20 protein-coding genes are annotated in these 19909 nt (G+C 73.2%); 8 read left to right on the top strand and 12 right to left on the bottom strand.

What is annotated here, in order from left to right; genetic code table 11:
• Nucleotides 1-9: 9 nt before the first annotated feature.
• On the bottom strand, nucleotides 10-1392 hold the full coding sequence (locus Q0994_RS28570) for an FAD-dependent oxidoreductase (RefSeq protein WP_299540183.1): 1383 nt from the start codon (nucleotides 1390-1392) through the stop codon (nucleotides 10-12).
• A 42-nt stretch (nucleotides 1393-1434) separates the two neighbouring features.
• On the bottom strand, nucleotides 1435-2364 hold the full coding sequence (locus tag Q0994_RS28565; protein ID WP_299540263.1) for a DUF4349 domain-containing protein: 930 nt from the start codon (nucleotides 2362-2364) through the stop codon (nucleotides 1435-1437).
• A 270-nt stretch (nucleotides 2365-2634) separates the two neighbouring features.
• Between Q0994_RS28565 and hemG the strand changes: the two genes are divergently transcribed.
• Entirely contained in the window at nucleotides 2635-4149 is a 1515-nt protein-coding gene (gene hemG / locus Q0994_RS28560) for a protoporphyrinogen oxidase (protein WP_299540180.1), read from the top strand.
• Nucleotides 4150-4153: 4 nt separating this feature from the next.
• Nucleotides 4154-4867 carry a hydrogen peroxide-dependent heme synthase gene (gene hemQ / locus Q0994_RS28555; protein ID WP_299540177.1) on the top strand — a complete coding sequence of 238 codons (714 nt, stop codon included), beginning with the start codon at nucleotides 4154-4156 and terminating at the stop codon, nucleotides 4865-4867.
• 376 nt (nucleotides 4868-5243) lie between these two features.
• Here hemQ and Q0994_RS28550 read toward each other — a convergent pair whose 3' ends face one another.
• The 4 genes from Q0994_RS28550 to Q0994_RS28535 all read right to left on the bottom strand — a co-directional run bounded on the left by Q0994_RS28550 (nucleotide 5244) and on the right by Q0994_RS28535 (nucleotide 9520).
• A complete protein-coding gene (locus tag Q0994_RS28550; RefSeq protein WP_299540174.1) occupies nucleotides 5244-6098 on the bottom strand; it encodes a TIGR04222 domain-containing membrane protein in 855 nt (284 codons plus the stop codon).
• Between the two features lie 124 nt (nucleotides 6099-6222).
• Nucleotides 6223-7257, bottom strand: coding sequence for a TIGR04222 domain-containing membrane protein (locus Q0994_RS28545; protein WP_299540171.1), 1035 nt, complete (start codon nucleotides 7255-7257; stop codon nucleotides 6223-6225).
• Nucleotides 7254-8567 carry a DUF692 domain-containing protein gene (locus Q0994_RS28540; protein WP_299540169.1) on the bottom strand — a complete coding sequence of 438 codons (1314 nt, stop codon included), beginning with the start codon at nucleotides 8565-8567 and terminating at the stop codon, nucleotides 7254-7256. Before Q0994_RS28540 ends, Q0994_RS28545 begins: the two co-directional genes overlap by 4 nt.
• A gap of 167 nt (nucleotides 8568-8734) precedes the next feature.
• A complete protein-coding gene (locus Q0994_RS28535) occupies nucleotides 8735-9520 on the bottom strand; it encodes a peptidyl-tRNA hydrolase (protein ID WP_299540260.1) in 786 nt (261 codons plus the stop codon).
• Between the two features lie 86 nt (nucleotides 9521-9606).
• On the opposite strand from Q0994_RS28535, the gene Q0994_RS28530 reads away from it, so the two are divergent.
• Together Q0994_RS28530 and Q0994_RS28525 are read left to right on the top strand one after the other, a co-directional pair.
• A complete protein-coding gene (locus Q0994_RS28530; protein WP_299540167.1) occupies nucleotides 9607-10284 on the top strand; it encodes an AIM24 family protein in 678 nt (225 codons plus the stop codon).
• A 131-nt stretch (nucleotides 10285-10415) separates the two neighbouring features.
• Nucleotides 10416-10595: a hypothetical protein gene (locus Q0994_RS28525; RefSeq protein WP_299540165.1), complete on the top strand. Its 180-nt coding sequence runs from the start codon at nucleotides 10416-10418 to the stop codon at nucleotides 10593-10595.
• 110 nt (nucleotides 10596-10705) lie between these two features.
• On the opposite strand, the gene Q0994_RS28520 is transcribed toward Q0994_RS28525, so the two are convergent.
• The 4 genes from Q0994_RS28520 to zapE form a co-directional block, all read right to left on the bottom strand.
• Nucleotides 10706-11572, bottom strand: coding sequence for a polysaccharide deacetylase family protein (locus tag Q0994_RS28520; protein ID WP_299540258.1), 867 nt, complete (start codon nucleotides 11570-11572; stop codon nucleotides 10706-10708).
• A gap of 64 nt (nucleotides 11573-11636) precedes the next feature.
• The gene (locus Q0994_RS28515; protein ID WP_299540163.1) at nucleotides 11637-13229 is read right to left on the bottom strand and encodes a nucleobase:cation symporter-2 family protein; all 1593 of its coding nucleotides are present in this window, start codon (nucleotides 13227-13229) and stop codon (nucleotides 11637-11639) included.
• A gap of 394 nt (nucleotides 13230-13623) precedes the next feature.
• The gene (locus tag Q0994_RS28510; RefSeq protein ID WP_299540161.1) at nucleotides 13624-14049 is read right to left on the bottom strand and encodes an OsmC family protein; all 426 of its coding nucleotides are present in this window, start codon (nucleotides 14047-14049) and stop codon (nucleotides 13624-13626) included.
• An 82-nt stretch (nucleotides 14050-14131) separates the two neighbouring features.
• A complete protein-coding gene (gene zapE / locus Q0994_RS28505) occupies nucleotides 14132-15226 on the bottom strand; it encodes a cell division protein ZapE (protein WP_299540159.1) in 1095 nt (364 codons plus the stop codon).
• 37 nt (nucleotides 15227-15263) lie between these two features.
• Between zapE and Q0994_RS28500 the strand changes: the two genes are divergently transcribed.
• From Q0994_RS28500 to msrB, 4 genes are all read left to right on the top strand, one after another.
• The gene (locus Q0994_RS28500) at nucleotides 15264-16067 is read left to right on the top strand and encodes a pyrimidine reductase family protein (protein ID WP_299540157.1); all 804 of its coding nucleotides are present in this window, start codon (nucleotides 15264-15266) and stop codon (nucleotides 16065-16067) included.
• A gap of 201 nt (nucleotides 16068-16268) precedes the next feature.
• Nucleotides 16269-16721 carry an indole-3-glycerol phosphate synthase gene (locus tag Q0994_RS28495; protein WP_299540155.1) on the top strand — a complete coding sequence of 151 codons (453 nt, stop codon included), beginning with the start codon at nucleotides 16269-16271 and terminating at the stop codon, nucleotides 16719-16721.
• A 41-nt stretch (nucleotides 16722-16762) separates the two neighbouring features.
• Nucleotides 16763-18160, top strand: coding sequence for a UDP-N-acetylmuramate--L-alanine ligase (gene murC / locus Q0994_RS28490; protein WP_299540152.1), 1398 nt, complete (start codon nucleotides 16763-16765; stop codon nucleotides 18158-18160).
• 13 nt (nucleotides 18161-18173) lie between these two features.
• Nucleotides 18174-18581, top strand: coding sequence for a peptide-methionine (R)-S-oxide reductase MsrB (msrB, locus tag Q0994_RS28485; protein WP_299540149.1), 408 nt, complete (start codon nucleotides 18174-18176; stop codon nucleotides 18579-18581).
• Between the two features lie 78 nt (nucleotides 18582-18659).
• Here msrB and Q0994_RS28480 read toward each other — a convergent pair whose 3' ends face one another.
• Nucleotides 18660-18905: a DUF397 domain-containing protein gene (locus Q0994_RS28480; protein ID WP_299540146.1), complete on the bottom strand. Its 246-nt coding sequence runs from the start codon at nucleotides 18903-18905 to the stop codon at nucleotides 18660-18662.
• A complete protein-coding gene (locus Q0994_RS28475; protein ID WP_299540144.1) occupies nucleotides 18902-19762 on the bottom strand; it encodes a helix-turn-helix transcriptional regulator in 861 nt (286 codons plus the stop codon). Before Q0994_RS28475 ends, Q0994_RS28480 begins: the two co-directional genes overlap by 4 nt.
• Nucleotides 19763-19909: the final 147 nt, after the last annotated feature.

The following is a 19909-nucleotide window of genomic DNA, read 5'->3' as shown; positions in this document are numbered from 1 at the left end:
GTGCGTCCGTCAGGCGGTGCCCGCCTCGCGCACCGCTGTGGTCGCCTTGCGGGCCGCCACCAGGACCGGGTCCCAGACCGGGGAGAACGGCGGCGCGTAGCCGAGGTCGAGGGCGGTCATCGCCTCCACCGTCATCCCGGCCGTCAGCGCCACCGCCGCCACGTCCACCCGCTTCGCGGCGCCGTCACGGCCCACGATCTGCACGCCCAGCAGCCGGCCGGTGCGGTACTCGGCGATCATCTTCACCGTCATCGGCCGCGCCCCCGGGTAGTAGCCCGCCCGGCCGGTGGACTCGACGGTCGCCGTGACGTACCGCAGGCCGACCGCGCGGGCGTCCTTCTCGCGCAGCCCGGTCCGGGCGATCTCCAGGTCGCAGACCTTGCTGACCGCGGTGCCCACCACACCCGGGAAGGTGCCGTAGCCGCCCGCCACGTTCGAGCCGATGACCTGCCCGTGCTTGTTGGCGTGGGTGCCGAGCGCGATGTGCCGGGTACGGCCGGCCACCCGGTCCAGCACCTCCACGCAGTCGCCGCCGGCCCATATGTCCTCGTGGCCCACCACCCGCATCGCCTGGTCGGTCAGCAGGCCCCGGTGCGGCCCCAGCGGCAGCCCGGCCGCCGCGGCGAGCGTCGTCTCCGGCTCCACGCCGATGCCCAGCACCACCACGTCCGCCGGATAGGTGTCCGCCTCCGTGGCGACCTCGGCGACCCGGCCGTCCGGACCGGTGAGGATCTTCGTCACCCGGGCGCCGTTCACCGTGGTGATGCCCAGCCCGTCCATCGCGTCGTGGACGAGGCGCCCCATGTCGGGGTCGAGGGTGGCCATCGGCTGCTCGCCCCGGTTGAGGACGGTCACCTCGAAGCCCCGGTTCAGCATCGCCTCGGCCATCTCGACACCGATGTACCCCGCTCCCACCACGACGGCCCGCCGCCCCTTCGCCCGCTCCAGCGAGTCCAGCAGCGCCCGCCCGTCGTCCAGCGTCTGCACCCCGTGGACCCCCGGCGCGTCGATGCCGGGCAGATCGGGCCGCACCGGACGGGCACCCGTGGCGATCACCAGCTTGTCGTACGGCGTCCAGGCGGTGGTGGAGCCGTCCAGGTCGCGGGCGAGCACCCGGCGGCCCGCCACGTCGATCTCCGTCACCTCGGTGCGCATCCGCAGGTCGATGGAGCGCTCCCGGTGCTCCTCGGGCGTCCGGGCCACCAGATCGTCGAGCGCGTCCACCTCCCCGCCGACCCAGTAGGGGATGCCGCAGGCCGAGTACGAGGAGTAGTGGCCGCGCTCGAACGCGACGATGCTCAGCTCGTCCGGGCCCTTCAGCCTGCGGGCCTGCGACGCGGCGGACATGCCCGCCGCGTCGCCCCCGATGACCACCAGTCGCTCCGCCGCCATTGCCGGTCCCTTCGCCGCAGTGTGGGGACCACGCTACGACGCTCAGCCGGCGGACGTGTCCCGCGCCTCCCCGGTCCCGTCGGCGTCGGCCGCCACGGGCCGCGCCGGGGCGCCGGACGCCGCCGGGGCGCGGGACGCCGCCGGGGCGTCGTCCGTGTCCGCCGCCGGCCCGGCTGCCCGGCGCCGGCGGGAGACCGCCCGCACCAGCGCGTACAGCAGGGCCAGCGCCGCCAGGAACGGCGCGGAGGCGCCGATCGACACCGCGATCCAGCGGAGCATCGTCACGAAGGCGTTCCAGCCGCCCTCCAGCGCGTCCAGGAACCCGGGGTCGTCGTCGGCGGCGTCGTCCGGGACGGCCTCCGGCTCGTACAGGTCCAGCGTGATCGTCGCCAGCGAGGTGCGGTCCTTCAGGGTGGCCTGCTGGGCCAGCAGCGACTCCAGCTCCGACTGGCGGCTGCTCAGCTCGCCCTCCAGCAGCACGACGTCGCTGAGCTTCTCCGCCTTGTCCATCATCGCGCGGACCCGGTCGACGCTCGCCCGCTGCGTGGCGATCCGGCTCTCCACGTCCACCACCTGGTCGGTGACGTCCTTCGCCTCCGAGCTCCGCGACAGCAGCTTCCCGGCGCCGGCCAGGTCCGACAGCACCCGCTGGTAGCGGTCCTCCGGCACCCGCAGGACCAGGGTGGAGGTGTCGTAGGCGTCGTCCACCCGTTCCGTCGTCTCGCTCTGCACCAGCCCTCCGGAGCCCTCGGCCGCGCGGCGGGCGGCCGCCACCGCCTTCGGCACGTCCTTCACCCGCACGCTGAGGGACGCCGTCCGGATCACCTGGCTGACCGCGGCCTTCTTCGCGGTCCCGTCCGGCTTCGCGCCGTCGGAACCCTCCTTCGCGCCGGCGGTGTCGTCCGCCCTCTCCCCGCCCGCGACGCCGCGGCCGGAGAAGGCGGGCTTGGAGTCCCCGCTGCTCGCCCCCATGTCGTTCGCGCCGCACCCGCCCACGGCGAGCAGGACGGCGAGCGTCCCCGCGGCGAACACCGCGCCTCCCCGCCGCTTCCGCGTCCGCACGGCGTGCGCCGCCGTCACGGACCCGCTGTGCTCCGGCCGGTCCCGCTGTTCCTGCTGCATACCTGGTCCCCCCAAGGCATCGGTGGCTGACGCCGGTTCGACGTGGCGTCCCGCGCCCCGGTTGCCGTTCGCCCGTCTCGAAACGGTCACGGTCCCGGCCGGGTTTGAGAGAGTGGAGCCATGCAGGGTTCCTCACAGCACGCGCGCACACACCCGGGTCACGTCGTCGTGATCGGCGGCGGCATCGCCGGTCTCGCCGCGGCCCACCGGCTGCTCGGCACCGGGCTCCGGGTCACCGTCCTCGAAGCGACGGACCGGCTCGGCGGGAAACTGATGACGGGCGAGGTGGCCGGCGTCCAGGTCGACCTCGGGGCCGAGTCGATGCTCGCCCGCCGCCCCGAGGCCGTCGGCCTGGCCCGCGCGGCCGGCCTCGGCGACCGCCTCCAGCCGCCCGCCACCGCGACCGCCTCGGTCTGGACGCGCGACGCCCTGCAACCGATGCCCAAGGGCCACGTGATGGGCGTCCCCGGCGACCCGGAGGCCCTGGCCGGCCTGCTCAGCCCCGAGGGGATCGCCCGCATCGCCGCCGAGCGCGACCTGCCGCCCGCCGAGGTCGGCGACGACGTCGCGGTCGGCGAGTACGTCGCCGGACGGCTCGGCCGGGAGGTAGTCGACCGCCTCGTCGAGCCGCTGCTCGGCGGGGTGTACGCCGGAGACGCCTACCGCATCTCGCTGCGCGCCGCCGTGCCCCAGCTCTTCGAGGTCGCCCGCGCGGGCGGCCCGCTCCTCGACGGCGTACGCGCCATCCAGGAACGGGCCGCCGCCCGGCAGCAGACCGGCCCCGTCTTCCAGGGACTGGCCGGCGGCATCGGCACCCTGCCCGGCGCGGTCGCGGACGCGGTACGGGCCGGCGGCGCGGAGATCCGCACCGAGACGCCCGTCCTCGGCCTGACCCGCACCGGCGGGGACTGGACGGTCCTCACCGACACCGGTGTGCTCACCGCCGACGGCATCGTCCTCGCCACCCCCGCCTGGTCCGCGTCCGCCCTCCTGGCGGCCGAATCCCCGGCGGTGTCCGCGGAGTTGGCGGCCGTGGAGTACGCGTCGATGGCGCTGATCACGATGGCCTTCCGGCGCTCCGACCTCGCCTCCGTGCCCGCCCTGGAGGGCCGCTCGGGATTCCTCGTGCCGCCGGTCGACGGCCGCACGATCAAGGCGTCCACCTTCTCCAGCAACAAGTGGCGGTGGGTCGCGGACGCCGCTCCCGACCTCTTCGTGCTGCGCACCTCGGTCGGCCGGTACGGCGACGAGGCGCACCTGCACCGCGAGGACGGCGAACTGGTCGACGTCTCCCTCGGCGACCTCGCCACCGCCACCGGGCTCACCGCGAAACCGGTGGACAGCACCGTCACCCGCTGGATCGGCGGCCTTCCCCAGTACCCGGTCGGCCACCTCGACCGGGTCGCCCGCATCCGCGCGGGTGTGGAGGCGCTGCCGGGACTGCGGCTCTGCGGCGCGGTCTACGACGGCGTGGGCATCCCGGCCTGCGTCGCGAGCGCCCACCGCGCGGCCGACGAACTCGTCCGCGACCTGGCCGGGGAGTCGGCGGGGCGGAGGGCGGCGGGGGAGACGGCGGGGGAGATCATCGCCACGCCCACCCCGGTACCGGGCACCCGCGACGAGGCGGGAGAATAGCCGCATGAGTGCTCCTGAGAAGATCCCCAACGCCGGCAAGAAGGCCAAGGACCTCAACGAGGTCATCCGCTACACGCTGTGGTCCGTGTTCAAGCTGCGCGACGTGCTGCCGACCGACCGCGTGGGGTACGCGGACGAGGTCCAGGAGCTGTTCGACCAGCTGGCGGCCAAGGACGTCACGGTCCGCGGCACCTACGACCTGTCCGGCCTGCGCGCCGACGCCGATCTGATGATCTGGTGGCACGCGGAGACCTCGGACGAGCTCCAGGACGCGTACAACCTCTTCCGCCGCACCAAGCTCGGGCGCGCGCTGGAGCCGGTGTGGTCGAACATGGCCCTGCACCGGCCGGCCGAGTTCAACAAGTCGCACGTCCCGGCCTTCCTGGCCGACGAGACCCCCCGCGACTACATCAGCGTCTACCCCTTCGTGCGCTCCTACGACTGGTACCTGCTGCCCGACGAGGACCGCCGCAGGATGCTGGCGGACCACGGCAAGATGGCCCGCGGATTCCCGGACGTGCGCGCCAACACGGTCGCCTCGTTCTCGCTCGGCGACTACGAGTGGATCCTCGCGTTCGAGGCCGACGAACTGCACCGCATCGTGGACCTCATGCGCCACCTGCGCGCCTCCGAGGCACGGCTGCACGTGCGCGAGGAAGTGCCGTTCTACACCGGTCGGCGGAAGTCGGTGGCGGACCTCGTCGCCGGTCTCGCGTAGGGTCCTCCGGTCGGTTGTTTCGCGGGCGGCCCTGCCCACGACCTGCCGGCAGGGGTGCGGGAGCATCCCGCAGACCTGGTGACCGGACTCGCAAAGCCAGCGTTTCCCGGCCACCCCGACCCGGAAGATCAGACGGCGGTCGCGCACTCACGCGTGCGGCCCCGCTCCAGCGACACCGGGTCCGGCTCCTGGTGCGGCGCGCCTCCAGCGCGCCGCACCGGCGTCTTTTCCAGGACTCTCTCCGGGACTCTCTCCGGGACTTCTTCAGCACTTCGACCCGGTCTCCGGTACCGGTCTCCGGTCCGGGGCCCCGCCCCCGCCCTGCACCCGTCGCCGTCCCCTTGCCCCGTCCCTCGCCCCACCGGTCCGGGCGGGCTCAGCCGGCGTACGGGGCCCGTACCCGGCGACTGCCCGTCAGCGCCGCCCGCAGCAGCGGATCGCGCACTGCGCGGGCCCCGCTCACGGCGACGGCGACCAGCAGCGCACGCTCCCCGGCCACCGTGTCCGGCCCGTTCCCGTCCGCGCCACCTCCGTCCGCCCCGTCGGCCGGCCGCTGTACGCCCCGTACGGGCTTCGGCAGCGCGTCCAGGCGGTCCTGGCCCACCGGGGACGCCCAGGCGCTGTAGGAACGGCTCTCGGCCCGCTGGATGGCCAGGCAGCCGAGGGACAGCAGCAGCGGCAGCCCGAACCAGGCCGCCACCAGCCAGTCGAGCTGCCCCTCCTGACCCGGCAGCAGCACCGCGGCGACGGCCAGTACGACCACGAGGACCGCGGATCTTCGCACCGCGGCGTGCGCCGCGTCGAGGCCCGAACGCACCGCGTGCGGCACCGCCAGACCCGCCCCGACCAGCCGGTCCGCCAGCGAACGCACCGCCTCGGCCGCCGCGGTCGCGGCCCGGACCGGCTCTGTCGGGGACTGCCGGCCGGGGCCGACGGCCCGTATCACCGTGCGCTCCACGTCGTCGCGGCCCTCCGGGTCGACGACGGTCACCCAGCCGGTGTGGGCCAGCAGCAGCCTCTTGCGCACGTGCATGGTGACCATCGCCACGTCCACCACCCGCTCCGGTCCGCCCGCCAGGAACGCCGTCTCGTACAGCGTGAGCCCGGCGTCGGCCGTCGTCGGCGGCGTGTCGGACGGCGGCCGGGCGGCCCTGGCGGAGGCGAGACAGAAGCGCAGGCAGGTGAGCATGGCCGCGAACCACGCGACCAGCAGCAGGATGACCCAGATCATGCCGGATTCATATGTGACCGCCGGGACGAGCGCCATGGGCTGTCCGGCATCCGGACCGCCCGCCACGGAGAACCGTGCCGCCGGGGCCCCGTGCGAGGGCGCCGGGCGGCCCCGGCGGTGTCCGTCAGCTTCCCCCGCCGCCGCAGCTCGACCCGCCGCCCCCGCCGCAACTGGAACCGCCGCCCCCGCTGCTCCCGCCGCAGCTCGAACCGGAGGAACCGGACCCGCAGCCGGAACCGGAGCTGCAACTCGACCCCGAGCTGCAACCCGACCCGGAGCCGCATCCCGAGCCGCCGTTGCCGGAGCCGCAGCTCGATCCGCCGGGACCCACCCCGGCACACCACACCACCGGCACCGCGGCGGGCGAGGACCCGGCGCTCACGTACGCGCCGCGCGGGGTCCGCCGCACCCGGGCGGCGGCCAGCAACTGCGCCCTCAGCTCCGGGTCGGGCAGCGCGCCCAGGCCCAGGACCGCCACCAGGTGCTGGGGTGTGGTGACATGGGCGAACGCGGTCCGGAAGCCGACGATCGCCGCGCGGCCCGCCTTGGTGACACGGGACTTCGAGCCGGCCGCGACCACGATCCCGAGGAGACCGCCGACGAAGACTGTCGGCAGCATCTTCACCACGAACGGCAGGGGCATGTCCCCGTATCCGTCGATCGCCGCGTACTCGACGAAGGTCAGCAGCATCGACAGCGGGAACAGCGCGAAGCAGCAGACCGTCTGGACGATCGCCCACCGGCGGCGGGGCCGGCGGTCGCGCGGCGCGAGCATCAGCCCGCGCGCCGCCAGTCCGTCGCCGATCTCCTGCACCGCGGGGTGCGTCATCACGGCCGCCCGCAGGGCGGACAGCGAGCCCGCCGGCAGCCGGGCCGCCTCCTCGAACACCGCGCGCTCCACCGGGTCGCGGGCCTCCGCGCGGAGTACGACGACGATGCCGGGACCGCCCACCGCGACGCGCCCGTCGGCCTGCAGGCCGGTGAGCGCGGTGTCCACCACGCGGGGCGGCCCGCCGCTCAGGAAGGCCGCCTCGTACAGGTCGTGCAGGACCAGATCGCTCGGCGCGGTCCGGCGGTGCCCGGCCCGGACGGTCGAAACGACCAGCAGGACCGAGGAGACGGCGGCGGCGAGAGTCAGCAGCAGAGCCAGAACGTTCACGAGGTCACCTCCCCACGGGCGGACACGAGCGAACGGGCCGCACGGAGCAGCTTGGCGGCGCGCGGGGTCGGCCGGGCCCCCGCCCGGTCCTCCCACCAGTGCGTCAGCCGTCGCCGCGCCGCGTCGTCGGCCGGTTCCCCGGCGACCAGCAGGTGCTCGGCGAAGGCGAGGGCGTCCCGGCGGTACCCGCCGGACATCGGGCGGGCCGCCGCGTACGCGAGGAACGCCGCCCGGAAGCCGTCGCCGAGGATCACCACCAGGTCCGGCACCAGCTTGGCCACCACCCCGGCCCGCTTCGCGGCGAGCGCCCGGCTCTGCACGCCGAGCCGGTCGGCGTCGAACTCCTCCGGCGCGGGCGCCCCCGCGACCAGCGACCGCAGCAGCGTCTCCTGCGCGCCGGCCACCCGGTCCCGGCCACCCGGTGCGAGCGTTGCCGGCCCGGCCGGCCGCGCGGCACGCGGTGCCGGGCGCGGGACGGCCGGCCCGGCCGCCAACGTGGCCCGGATCGCGTCCAGTTCACCGGCCAGCTCGGCGGCGGGCGGAAAGTCGTCGTCGCGTTCCAGCAGCACGCCCGGCGGATCCACCCGCTTCCGCAGCTCGGCCAGCACCTTGAGGACCGGGGCGGTCACCGGGTGGGCGTGGGTGTCGTGCCAGACCCCGTCCACCTGCGTCCCGCCCGCCACGTGGACGTACGCCACGGCCTCCACCGGCAGTTCGTCCAGGGCCCGCGCCGGGTCCTCGCCCAGGTTCACGTGATTGGTGTGCAGGTTGGCCACGTCGATGAGCAGCCGCACCCCGGTGCGCTCCACCAGTTCCGCGAGGAACTGCCCCTCGGTCAGCTCCTCGCCGGGCCAGGCGATCAGTGCCGCGATGTTCTCCAGCGCCAGCGGCACCGGCAGCGAGTCCTGCGCGATCCGTACGTTCTCGCACAGCACGGCCAGCGCGTCCCAGGTGCGGGGGACCGGCAGCAGGTGCCCCGCCTCCAGCCCCGCCGACCCGGTGAGCGGCCCCCCGGCCCGTACGAACGCGACGTGCTCCGACACCAGCGGCGCGCCCAGCAGTTCGGCGCGGGCGGCCAGCCCCGCGAGGCGGACCGGGTCGGGGCGGTCCGCCCCGCCGAGCCCCAGCGACACCCCGTGCGGCACCACGGTGACGCCGCGCGCCCGCAACCGCGCCAGCGGCTCCGGGAGATGGTCCTCGCAGATGTTCTCGGCGACCGCCTCGACCCAGTCGACGCCGTCCAGCGTCTCCACCGCGTCCGCGATCTCCGGCCGCCACCCGATACCGGTCCCCAGCCTCGTGAGTTCCATGGTCCTCCCCCTGTCCGCGCCCCGTGCCACCGCGCCGTGTGCCCTCGCGGCGTGTGCAGGGGTGATGGCCCCGCCGGACCGCGCCGAATCCGTCCGGGAGGACGTTCAGAGCAACATTTGAGGTTCCGGGGCGGCGGGGGGACGTGTCCGGGGGCGTCGCGCCCGCCTCACCCCGCCAGTCGGCTCCGCAGGGCCGGGTGGTCGGCGACGACGGTGCAGGAGCCGGGGGCGATCTCGGTGAAGCCGGCGTCGCGGACCACCGGCAGGCCGCTCGTGGTGAGGGCCTGCCAGCGGTCCGGGTCGGGGGTGGCCACCGCGAGCGGGAAGCCCGCCTCGCGCCAGGCGTCGCGCTCGTCGTCGGTCAGCTCCCACCAGGCGAGCTGCGCGCCGTGGCCGGCCTGGGCCATCGTCTTGCCGGCCGACATGTCCAGCTCCGGGTTGAGCCACAGCACCGGCTCGCCGGGGGCGGGCGCGGCCGGCGGTTCCGGGTCGTCCAGGTCGGTGCCGGAGACCTGGAGCTTGGCGAGTTCCTTGGGCCAGCCGTCCAGCGGGACCGGCGGATAGACCCGGACCTCCGCCCCGGCGCCGGTGACCGTGATGCCGGGCAGTGCGGACGCCTTGCGCCACTCCGCCCCGCGAGCCCGGCGCACCACCTTGCGGATGCGGGCGTCCTGCCAGTCGCGCACGGCCCGCGCCCATTCGCCCTCGTCGAGCGAGCGGGGGTCGGAGAGCATCGTGAGCACGGCCCGCGCCGCCGTCCGCAGGGCGTCGTTCCTGGCCGGCGGCTCCGTCTTCTCCAGGTGCACGACCAGCGGCAGTACGTACTGCGGCGCCTCGTCGCGGGACGTCGGCTCGGTCCGGAAGGGGCTGTCCGCCGGGTCGGCGACCGGGACGGCCGGCGCGGTCGCGGAAGCCGGGGCCGGTGCGGGGGCGGTGGTGTCGTCGGTACTCACGTCGTTGCTGCTCACCGGACCAGTCTGCCAGGCGGTTCCGCGCGACGACGTGACGGAATGACATGCTCCGGGCGAAGATACGGTCCATGAAGAGCGACCTGTTTTCCTCGGAGCACCTGGCCCAGCCGGCGACCGCACCCGGCATGACCCTGCAGAACGCCAAGTCCATCAAGTACGCGGTGGACGGGGAGATGCACGCCCGGCAGGGATCGATGATCGCCTTCCGCGGCGACCTCCAGTTCGAGCGCAAGGGGCAGGGCATAGGCGGCATGCTCAAGCGCGCGGTCACCGGCGAGGGGCTGGCGCTGATGGCCGTGCGCGGACGGGGCGAGGCGTGGTTCGCGCACGAGGCCGCCAACTGCTTCATCGTCGAGATGGAACAGGGCGACGAGATCACCGTCAACGGCCGCAACGTGCTCTGCTTCGACGCGACGCTCTCCTACGAGATCAAGACCGTGAAGGGGGCCGGGATGACCGGCGGCGGCCTCTTCAACAGCGTCTTCACCGGCCACGGCAAGCTCGGCCTGATCTGTGACGGCAACCCGCTGGTCATCCCGGTCACGGCGCAGCAGCCGGTGTACGTCGACACGGACGCGGTCGTCGGCTGGAGTGCCCGGCTGTCGACCTCGCTGCACCGCTCGCAGAGCGTCGGTTCCATGCTGCGCGGCGGCTCCGGCGAGGCGGTGCAGCTGATGCTCCAGGGTGAGGGCTTCGTCATCGTGCGCCCGAGCGAGCTGAAGCCGGAGAAGCCCTCGGCGGGCTGAAGCCGGAGAAGACGTCCGGGGGCTGAAGCTGCACACCCCACCAGCGTCCGTGCCCACGCCCCGCCGCCCGCGTCCGTGCCCACGCCCCGCCGCCGCCCGGTCGCGCCGGGGGCGTGGGTACGCTCGTGGGCATGGACGATGCCTACTGCGAGACGCCCGCGCCCCCGCCGGTACCGGCCGACGCGGGGCCCCCGTACGCGGAGTGCGTGCTGTGCCGGAAGCCGACCGAGTACCCGGAGTCGACCAAGGGCGCCACGCTCTGTCCGGTCTGCGCATGGCAGGAGGCGGGCCGCACGGCCTGCTCGGGCTGAGCGGCCCCGCGCCGTACGCCCCCGCCTGCCCGCGCTCCGGCCGCCCGCCCGCCCCGCGCGTCTCCCGACGCCCGCCCGCCGACGGCGCGCCCTTCGGCCCGCTCCGGGCGTCACCCCCGCATCAGCTCGGAGACCTTCACGAAGCGGTAACCGCGCTCGCGCAGCTCCGGAACGATTCTGCGGAGGGCGTCGGCCGTCACCGGGGCGGCGGACCGGGTGCAGTGCATGACGACCAGGGACCCGGGGCGCACCCCTTCCAGTACCTGGTCGGCCACCGCGTCCGCGTCCGTGGCGAACGCGTCGCCGCTGACGACGTCCCACTGGACCGCGGTCACCTTCGCCGGGGCCAGCGCGCGCAGCGCCTCGTCGTCGTAGCAGCCGCCGGGGAAGCGGAAGTACGGCACGACGTTGCGGGCCCCCGCCGCGCGGAACGCCTCGAAGGCGCGCTCCACGTCCTCGCGCATCTGAGGTCCCTCGACCACCGGCAGGCCGTAGCAGGGCGAGGAGAAGGCGTAGTGGCTGTAGGAGTGGTTGGCGATCTCGAACATCGGATCGGTTCCGATGGAGCGGGCTTCCTCCGGGTACTCCTCGGCCCAGCGGCCCGTCATGAAGAGCGTCGACTCCACCTTCAGGCCGCGCAGCAGTGAGATCAGCTGGGGGTTGTCGAAGCGCTCGCCACCGGCCGCCCGCTCGCCCTGGTCGGCGGTCATGTCGGCGTCGAAGGTGAGCGCGACCACCTTCTCCCCGGCATGCGGGCCGGTCTTCGGCCTGCGCTCGAAGACGGGCGTGCGGCCCGCAGGCCCCGCCGCCAGGGTGGGCGGCCCGGGAGCAGGGGACTGCGTGGCGGTCGGCTCCGGGCCGGGGGACCGGGGCACGGGGGAGGCGGCGCCCCCCGACGTGCCGGTGGGGTGGCCGTCGGGGCTTCCGCACCCGGCGACCACCCCACCCAGGACCGCGAGTGCGGTCAAAGTGATCAGTGGTGAAACTTTCCGTGCATGAGTGGTCACTCACGGAAAATAACGGACAAGTCGTACAAGTTGGTCAAGGAGTGCTCGTGGCGCTCGGGGCGCCCCGATCGGCGGACGCGCTCCCGGCCGCGGGCACGGGCTCGGAAGGGGTTGCGGGCTCCGACGCGGTCACGGGCTCCTCGACGGGTGCCTTCGCGCCGACCGCCGCGTCCTTCGCGGAATCGACGGAACCGACGGGATCGACCGCGGGAGCCGCCTTCGTCGCCGCGGCCTCCGCCGCGCCGTCGGCCTCCGCCTCCGCCCCGGCCTCCGTCGCGCCCTGCGGCTCCGGGCGGCCCCACGGGGTGTGGTTGAACAGCAGGTTCAGCAGGAAGGCGGTGAACGCCGCGCTCGTGATGCCGCTGCCGAAGACGATCTGGGCCCACGACGGAAGGCCGCCGTAGATGCCCTCGGACATCTCGGGCAGCAGGCCGACGGCGAGCGCGACCGCCGCGATGGTCAGGTTGTGCCCGCGGTCGAGCTCCACCCGGCGCAGGGTGTTGATGCCCACCATGGTGACGGTCGCGAACAGCACCAGGGCGGCGGCGCCGACCACCGGACCCGGCAGCGCGGCGACCAGTTCGCCGAGGCGCGGGATCAGGCCGAGCACCACGAGCATCCCGCCGGCCACCGCGGTGACGTACCGGCTGGAGACGCGGGTGAGCTGGATCAGACCGACGTTCTGGGTGAAGACCGTGTCCATGAAGGAGTTCATGGTGCCGCCGAGCACGCCGGACAGGCCGTCGGCGGCCAGGCCGCGGGCCAGGTCCTTGTCGGTGACGGGGCGTCCGACCGACTCGCCGACCGCCATCATGGTCGCCGTCGACTCGGTGAAGATCACCAGCATCACGACGCACATCGAGATGACCGCGGAGACCGGGAACTCGGGGGCGCCGAAGTGGAACGGGCCGGTCAGTCCGACCCAGTCGGCGTCCGAGATCCCGGAGAAGTCGGTGAGGTCCAGCGGTACGGCGACCAGCGTGCCGATGACCAGCGCGATCAGGATGCCGATCTGGCCGGCGAAGCCGCGTACGAAGCGGGCGAAGAGGACGATGAAGAGGATGACGCCGGCGGCCAGGCCGAGCCGGGTCGTCGAGGCGTAGTCCGGAGCCTCGGGGTCGTTGCCGGTGATCAGCCCGGCGGCGACGCCGATGAGGGAGAGGCCGACCACGGTGATCACCACGCCGCTGACCAGTGGCGGGAAGAACCGTACGAGCTTGGCGAAGGGTATCGCCATCAGCAGGCCGAAGAGCCCCGCCGCGAGCATCGAGCCGTATACCGCCTGCATGCCGTATTCACCGGCGATCAGGATCATCGGTGTGACGCCCGCGAAGGTGGCGCCGGTGACGATCGGCAGCCGGACACCGAGGATCTTGCCGACGCCGAGGCTCTGCAGCAGCGTGATGATGCCGGCCACCAGCAGGTCCGCGTTGATCAGCAGCCCGATGGTCGAGGTCGAGAGGCCGGCCGCCGCTCCGAACACCAGCGGCACGGTCACGCAGCCGGTGTACATGATCAGCACGTGCTGGAATCCGAAGGTCGCCAGCTTGCCCAGCGGCGGACGCCGGTCGACGGGGTGCAGGCCCCCCGTGACCGATGGCGTGGCGGAGACTACTGCATCGCTCAATGTCGTGCCCTTCGCTGCAGGCTGGTGCGGTGAAGTGCATTGAGCCAGGCATTTTTTGAGGACGTGCGACCGGGCGATTACGCGTGCGTTACGGCACGAACGGGTGTGCGGAGGCGTTTTCCGGCCACCCGTGGCTGTTGTCCCGCCCCGCGGGATCGGCTGCCCCGCATCCGCGTGGCCGCCGCCCCGCGCCCGGACGGGCCGTCGGTCCCGGCGGCCCCGGACAGCGGAAACGCCGCAGGAAACACGCCCCCCACGATCCCCGGAACGCCGAGGGACCACTGTCGGTCCGGGTCCCCCGGAACGCCGAAGGGCCACCGCCCGTCCCGGTCTCCCGGAACGGGCGGTGGCCCCTGCCCGCACGGACCCGACGGGGCCGGGCGGCGGGCGAAGATCAGGCCAGCGAGGCCGTCAGCGTGATGGTGGTGCCCGAAAGCGCCTGGCTGACGGGGCAGTTGGCCTTGGCGTCCTCGGCGGCCTTGACGAAGCCCGCCTCGTCGAGACCGGGCACCTCGCCCTGGACGGTGAGGTGGATGCCGGTGATGCCGGTGCCGGGCTGGAAGGTGACCTCGGCCTGCGTGGTCAGCTTGGTGGGCGGGTTGCCCGCCGTCGCCAGACCGTTGGAGAGCGCCATCGAGAAGCAGCTGGAGTGCGCGGCCGCGATGAGCTCCTCGGGGCTGGTCTTGCCGTTGGCCTGCTCGGCGCGCGACGGCCAGGAGACCGGGTACTCCCCGATGCCGGACGAGTCCAGGGTGACGACACCCTTGCCCTCGACCAGGTTGCCTTCCCAGACGGTGTGCGCCTGACGCGTGGTAGCCATGCTGATCCCTTCGAACGGTGTGCGCTGTCGCACGGGAGGTACGGGCCGTCCGGGGACGCCCCGTGGTGGTACGCCCCCGAACCTACTGCTCCACCAAGTCCTTCGCGTCACGCGCCAGGGCGGTGAGCCGCGAGATGGCCCGGAAGTACTTCTTGCGGTACCCCCCGTTCAGCATCTCCTCACTGAACAGCCGGTCGAACGGCATGCCCGAGGCGAGCACCGGGACCTCCCGGTCGTACAGCCGGTCGGCCAGCACCACCAGCCGCAGCGCGGTGGACTGGTCGGGCACCGGGCGCACGTCCGTCAGGCAGACCGCCCGCACGTCGTCGGTCAACGCCCCGTAGCGGCTGGGGTGCACCCGCGCCAAGTGGTCGAGGAGCGCGGGGAAGTCGTCCAGGGACGCACCGGCGGTGGCGTACGCGGCCCGCGTCACCTGCTCGTCGGAGTAGGGCGGCGGGGCGTCCGGCAGGCCCCGGTGGCGGTAGTCCTCGCCGTCGATCCGCAGCGGCCGGAAGTGCGCGGACAGGCCCTGGATCTCCCGGAGGAAGTCCGCGGCGGCGAAGCGGCCTTCGCCGAGCTTGCCGGGGAGGGTGTTGGAGGTCGCCGCCAGCGCCACGCCCGCCTCCACCAGCCGACTGAGCAGCGAGGACACCAGCACGGTGTCGCCCGGGTCGTCCAGCTCGAACTCGTCGATGCAGAGCAGGCGGTGGCCGCTCAGCGTCTTCACGGTCTGCTGGAAACCCAGCGCGCCGACCAGGTTGGTCAGCTCGACGAACGTCCCGAACGCCTTCAGCTCGGGCCTCGCCGGGGTGGCGTGCCAGAGGGAGGCCAGCAGGTGGGTTTTGCCGACGCCGTAGCCGCCGTCGAGGTACACACCGCGCGGCCCGGAGGACGCCGGTTCCGTCTTCCTGCCGAACCACTTGCGCTTGCCGGCCCCCGAGGCGTGCGCCCCGCCGAGGCCGGCCGCGAAGCCGGAGAGCACCGTGACGGCTTCGCTCTGGCTCGGCTGGTTCGGGTCGGGGACGTACGTATCGAACCGTACGGAGTCGAAGCGCGGCGGCGGCACCATCTCGGCGACCAGGCGGTCGGCGGGGACGTGCGGCTCGCGGGCGCACAGGGACAGCGGGGACGCTTCGGAGACGGGGCCCGGCCCCGGAGCGGAGGTGGAGGACGACACAACCGTCCACTCTACGGGCCGTGCCAGACTGCACGGCATGCGAAGCCTGTTCCCTGTGACGCACCCGACATCCGCGACCGGCCGGGCCGCCGACAACGCTCCCACCGGCCAGGACGACCGCGAGTGGACGGTCGACGAGCTGGCCGACGCGTACGCCTACCCCGCCTCCGGCGGCTCCTGGCTGCGCGCCAACATGGTCTCCACGCTCGACGGGGCCGCCCAGCACGACGGCCGCTCGCAGGGCATCTCCTGCGCCTCGGACATGCGGATCTTCGGCACCCTGCGCGGCCTCGCGGACGTGGTGATCGCCGGGGCCGAGACCGTACGGTCCGAGGGGTACCGGCCCGCGCGGGCGCGGGACGTCTTCGCCGCCCGCCGCGAGGCCGCCAGACAGGGGCCCGCCCCCGCGATCGCCGTGGTGAGCGGCAGCCTGGACCTGGACTTCTCGCTCCCGCTGTACGCCGCCCCGCTGGTCCCCACCCTGGTGCTGACCGGTGCGGACGCCCCGGCCGACCGGCTGCGGGCGGCACGGGAGGCGGGCGTGGAGGTGGTCGTCGCGGGCGAGGGGACCCGGGTGGACCCCGCGCGGGCCGTCGCCGAACTGGCCGCGCGCGGCCTGGACCGGCAGCTCACCGAGGGCGGACCGAGGCTGCTCGGCCAGTTCGTCGCCGCCGGGGTGCTGGACGAGCTGTGCCTGACCGTCGCGCCGCTGCTGACGGCCGGCGACGCCCAGCGGATCGCCGGCGGCCCGCCGGTCGCGGTGCCGGAACGGTTCGCCCTGGCGTCGCTGCTGGAGGAGGAGGGCTTCCTCTTCACCCGGTACCGGCGGATCCGGTCCTGACCCGGTGCCCGCCGGATCGGCACGAGAATCGGAATTCCTCGTTCCGCTTCGCTCCGGGCTGGGCACTATGAATGCTGTAGTCCTCGTGCGATCACGGGGAAGGATGGTTTCAGCAGCGGCCCCACCGGCCGTAAGCGGCGGCCCTCACCGGGCCGTACGGATTGAAGCGGAAGGGCGCCTGTCGTGTTCAGAAGCGTTTTGATGATCGAGAAGCCCCTCAGCCCCGAGGACGTGGACTTCGTCACGACCCTCCACGGCGAGGAGCAGATCTCGTTCATCGTCCTCATGCAGCCGCGCGGCGACCAGGCCGACGTCCTGCTGCGCGCGATCGACGACGTGGCGATGGGGGAGCTCAAGGAAGCGGTCCGCGAGGGCGACCTCCCCGAGGGCGACGAGGCCCGCGAGACCGCCGCCGTGTCCCTGGAGTACTCGCTGCGCGCCCTGCGCGCCGCGGGCTCCGAGGCGGTCGGCGAGGTCGTCGAGGAACATCCCCTCGACAAGTTGAAGACCGTGGTGGACGACTCCGGCGCGGACGAGGTGATCGTGATGACCGCCCCGCACTACGTCGAGGAGTTCTTCCACCGCGACTGGGCCTCCCGGGCGCGCCACAAGGTCGGCGTACCGGTGCTCAAGCTCTTCGCGCACAGCGAATAGGCTTGGGGGCCGTACCTCGATCGACCTTGGGAGACACGCGCATGGCACCCGGTATTCCTGCCGCCATGGAACGGCCGCACTTCATCGGCATCGGCGGAGCCGGAATGTCGGGCATCGCGAAGATCCTCGCGCTGCGCGGGGCGAAGGTGGCGGGCAGCGACTCCAAGGAGTCGCCCACCGCCGAGGCCCTGCGCGCCCTGGGGGCGACGGTCCACATCGGCCACGCCGCCGCCCACCTGGCGGACGACGCGAGCTGCGTGGTCGTCTCCAGCGCCATCCGCGCCGACAACCCCGAGCTGGTGCGCGCCGCCGAACTGGCCGTTCCGGTCGTGCACCGCTCCGACGCGCTGGCCTCCCTGATGACCGGTACCCGCGCCATCGCGGTGGCCGGCACCCACGGCAAGACCACCACCACGTCGATGCTGGCCGTCGCCCTGTCCTCGCTCTCCCTCGACCCGTCGTACGCGATCGGCGGCGACCTGGAGGGCCCCGGCACCAACGCGACGCACGGCGACGGCGACCTCTTCGTGGCGGAGGCCGACGAGAGCGACCGCAGCTTCCAGAAGTACGACCCCGAGGTCGCGATCGTCCTCAACGTCGAGCTGGACCACCACGCCAACTACGCCTCGATGGACGAGATCTACGCGTCCTTCGAGACGTTCGCCGGCAAGATCGTCCCCGGCGGCACCCTGGTGATCTCGGCCGACCAGTCCGGAGCGGTCGAACTGACCCGCCGGGTCCGCGCCGCCGGCGACACCACCGTCGTCACCTACGGCGAGGCGGCCGACGCCGACGTCAAGGTGCACAAGATCACCCCGCGCGGCCTCACCAGCGAGGTCACGGTCCTGCTGAACGGCAAGTTCCTCACCTTCACCGTCTCCGTGCCCGGCCGCCACTACGCCCTGAACGCCGTCGCCGCCCTCGCGGCGGGCGTCGCGCTCGGCATCCCCGCGCACAACCTCGCCTCCGCCCTCGGCACGTACACCGGGGTCAAGCGCCGCCTCCAGCTCAAGGGCGAGGCGGCGGGGGTCCAGGTCATCGACTCGTACGCGCACCACCCCACCGAGATGACCGCCGACCTGGAGGCCATGCGCGGCGCCGCGGAGGCCGGGTCGCGCATCCTCGTCGTCTTCCAGCCCCACCTGTTCTCCCGTACGCAGGAACTCGGCACCGAGATGGGCCAGGCCCTCGCACTCGCCGACGCCTCGGTCGTCCTGGACATCTACCCGGCCCGCGAGGACCCGGTCCCCGGTGTCACCAGCGACCTGATCATCGACGCCGCGAAGGCGGCCGGCGCCGACGTCACCGCCGTCCACGACCAGGCGGACGTCCCGGCGGCCGTGGCGGGAATGGCGAAGGCCGGTGATCTCGTTCTCACCATGGGAGCGGGCGACGTCACCGACCTCGGCCCGCAGATCCTGGACCACCTGTCGAAGTAGGGAGCGACCCACCGTGGCGTACGAGATCGAGAAGACGGACGAGCAGTGGCGGGCGGAGCTCACCCCTGCCGAGTACGCGGTGCTGCGCCAGGCCGGCACCGAGCCCGCCTTCGTGGGTGAGTACACCGACACCAAGACGGCCGGCGTCTACTCCTGCCGGGCGTGCGGCGCGGAGCTGTTCCGCTCCGACACGAAGTTCGAGTCGCACTGCGGCTGGCCGTCCTTCTACGACCCGAAGGACACCGACGCGGTCGAGCTGATCCAGGACCGCAGCCACGGCATGGTCCGCACCGAGGTGCGCTGCGCCCGCTGCGGCTCGCACCTGGGCCACGTCTTCGAGGGCGAGGGCTACCCCACCCCGACCGACCAGCGGTACTGCATCAACTCCATCTCGGTGAAGCTGGCGCCGGACGCCGCCTGACCTCCACCCGCACCCGCGGCCCGGGACCGATGAGGTCCCGGGCCGCGGGGGTGCCCGGGGGGCGGTGCGGGCCGGGGCTCAGCCTCGCGCGGCGTACCCGATGAAGTGCGACCAGGCGCCGGGTGCGAAAGCCAACTGCGGCCCCTCGTCCACCTTCGAGTCCCGGACGTGCACGGCGGCGGGGCAGGCGGCGACCTCGACGCAGGAGTCGCCCTGCGAGCCGCTGTAGGTGGACTTGTGCCAGGACAGGGCGACCTCGACGCAGGAGTCGCCTTCACCGCCGCTGCGGCTGCTCTTGAACCAGGACAGCTGTGGGATGTTCATAGCGCTCCTCGCATGTGTTTGAGCAGGGCCAGGGAGTCTGCCGAAGTGAGAGCCTGCGAGCGCATCCTGGCATAGCGCTGCTGAAGGTAGCTGATGGTCTTCGGGGCCGCATCGAGATGGCCGGTATTCTGATTCTCGGTGTAGGAGAACCATCGGTGGTCCGGCATCTCCAGCAATTGGAAAGGGCCGTCGATTCCGGAGTGCACGGGCTGCCGCAGGGGCATGATCTGCAACTCCACATTGGGATGTTCATCGACCACCCGCACTACATGGTCCAGCAGTTCCCGAGTGGTCTCCTCCCCGCCGGTGCGCCGCTCCAGCACGGCCTGCTCCATGATGAAGCTGAAGTCGGCGGCCGGTACACGCTGGACGGAGAGCAGCTCGGCCCTCGCCATGCGATTCGCCACGCGTTGCTCGATCAGTTCCGCAGAGGGCAGCGGTGGAACGCTGTAGCCGAGGGCGCGGGTGTAGGCGGCCGTCTGTAGGAGGCCGGGTACCGTCCGGCACTCGTACGTGTACATCGTGATCGCCTCGGTCTCCAACTGCGCAAGTTGGCGGAACCAGTTGGCCAGTCCAGGCCTACGCCCCAGGTGTTTGGCAGCCGCTCGAATGGTTCCGAACGCGTCCAATACCTCCTCGGCCCGGTCGATGAAGGCAGGAGGCGGGAACCGGCGGCCCTGCTCGATGGAGGCGATGGTCGGGACCGAATACCGCACGCTCGGGGCCAGTTGTTCCTGGGTGAGCCCAGCACGTTTGCGGAACACCTTCACCACCTCGCCGAACACCTTGAGGCTGTCTGCGGATTCCGGCTCCCCGCCGCCCCCGGCCCCTGTCGTTCCCACCGTGCCGTCCGTCATGTACGGCCACCTCCCGCGCGCCTGAACACCGCCTGATCGGCAGCCCGACCATGGTCACGGACGGTGATGCGGGCCGTCCACCCCCGGCACCCGTACGCTGACACAGCGTACGGGTCGGTGATCTGGCCAGGGGCGTCGCGCGCGGGC

The sequence above is a fragment of the uncultured Streptomyces sp. genome, assembly GCF_947488945.1.
Classification (GTDB): domain Bacteria; phylum Actinomycetota; class Actinomycetes; order Streptomycetales; family Streptomycetaceae; genus Streptomyces.
Note: the sequence above shows the minus strand (reverse complement) of the source record. Positions and strands in the feature narration are given on the sequence as shown.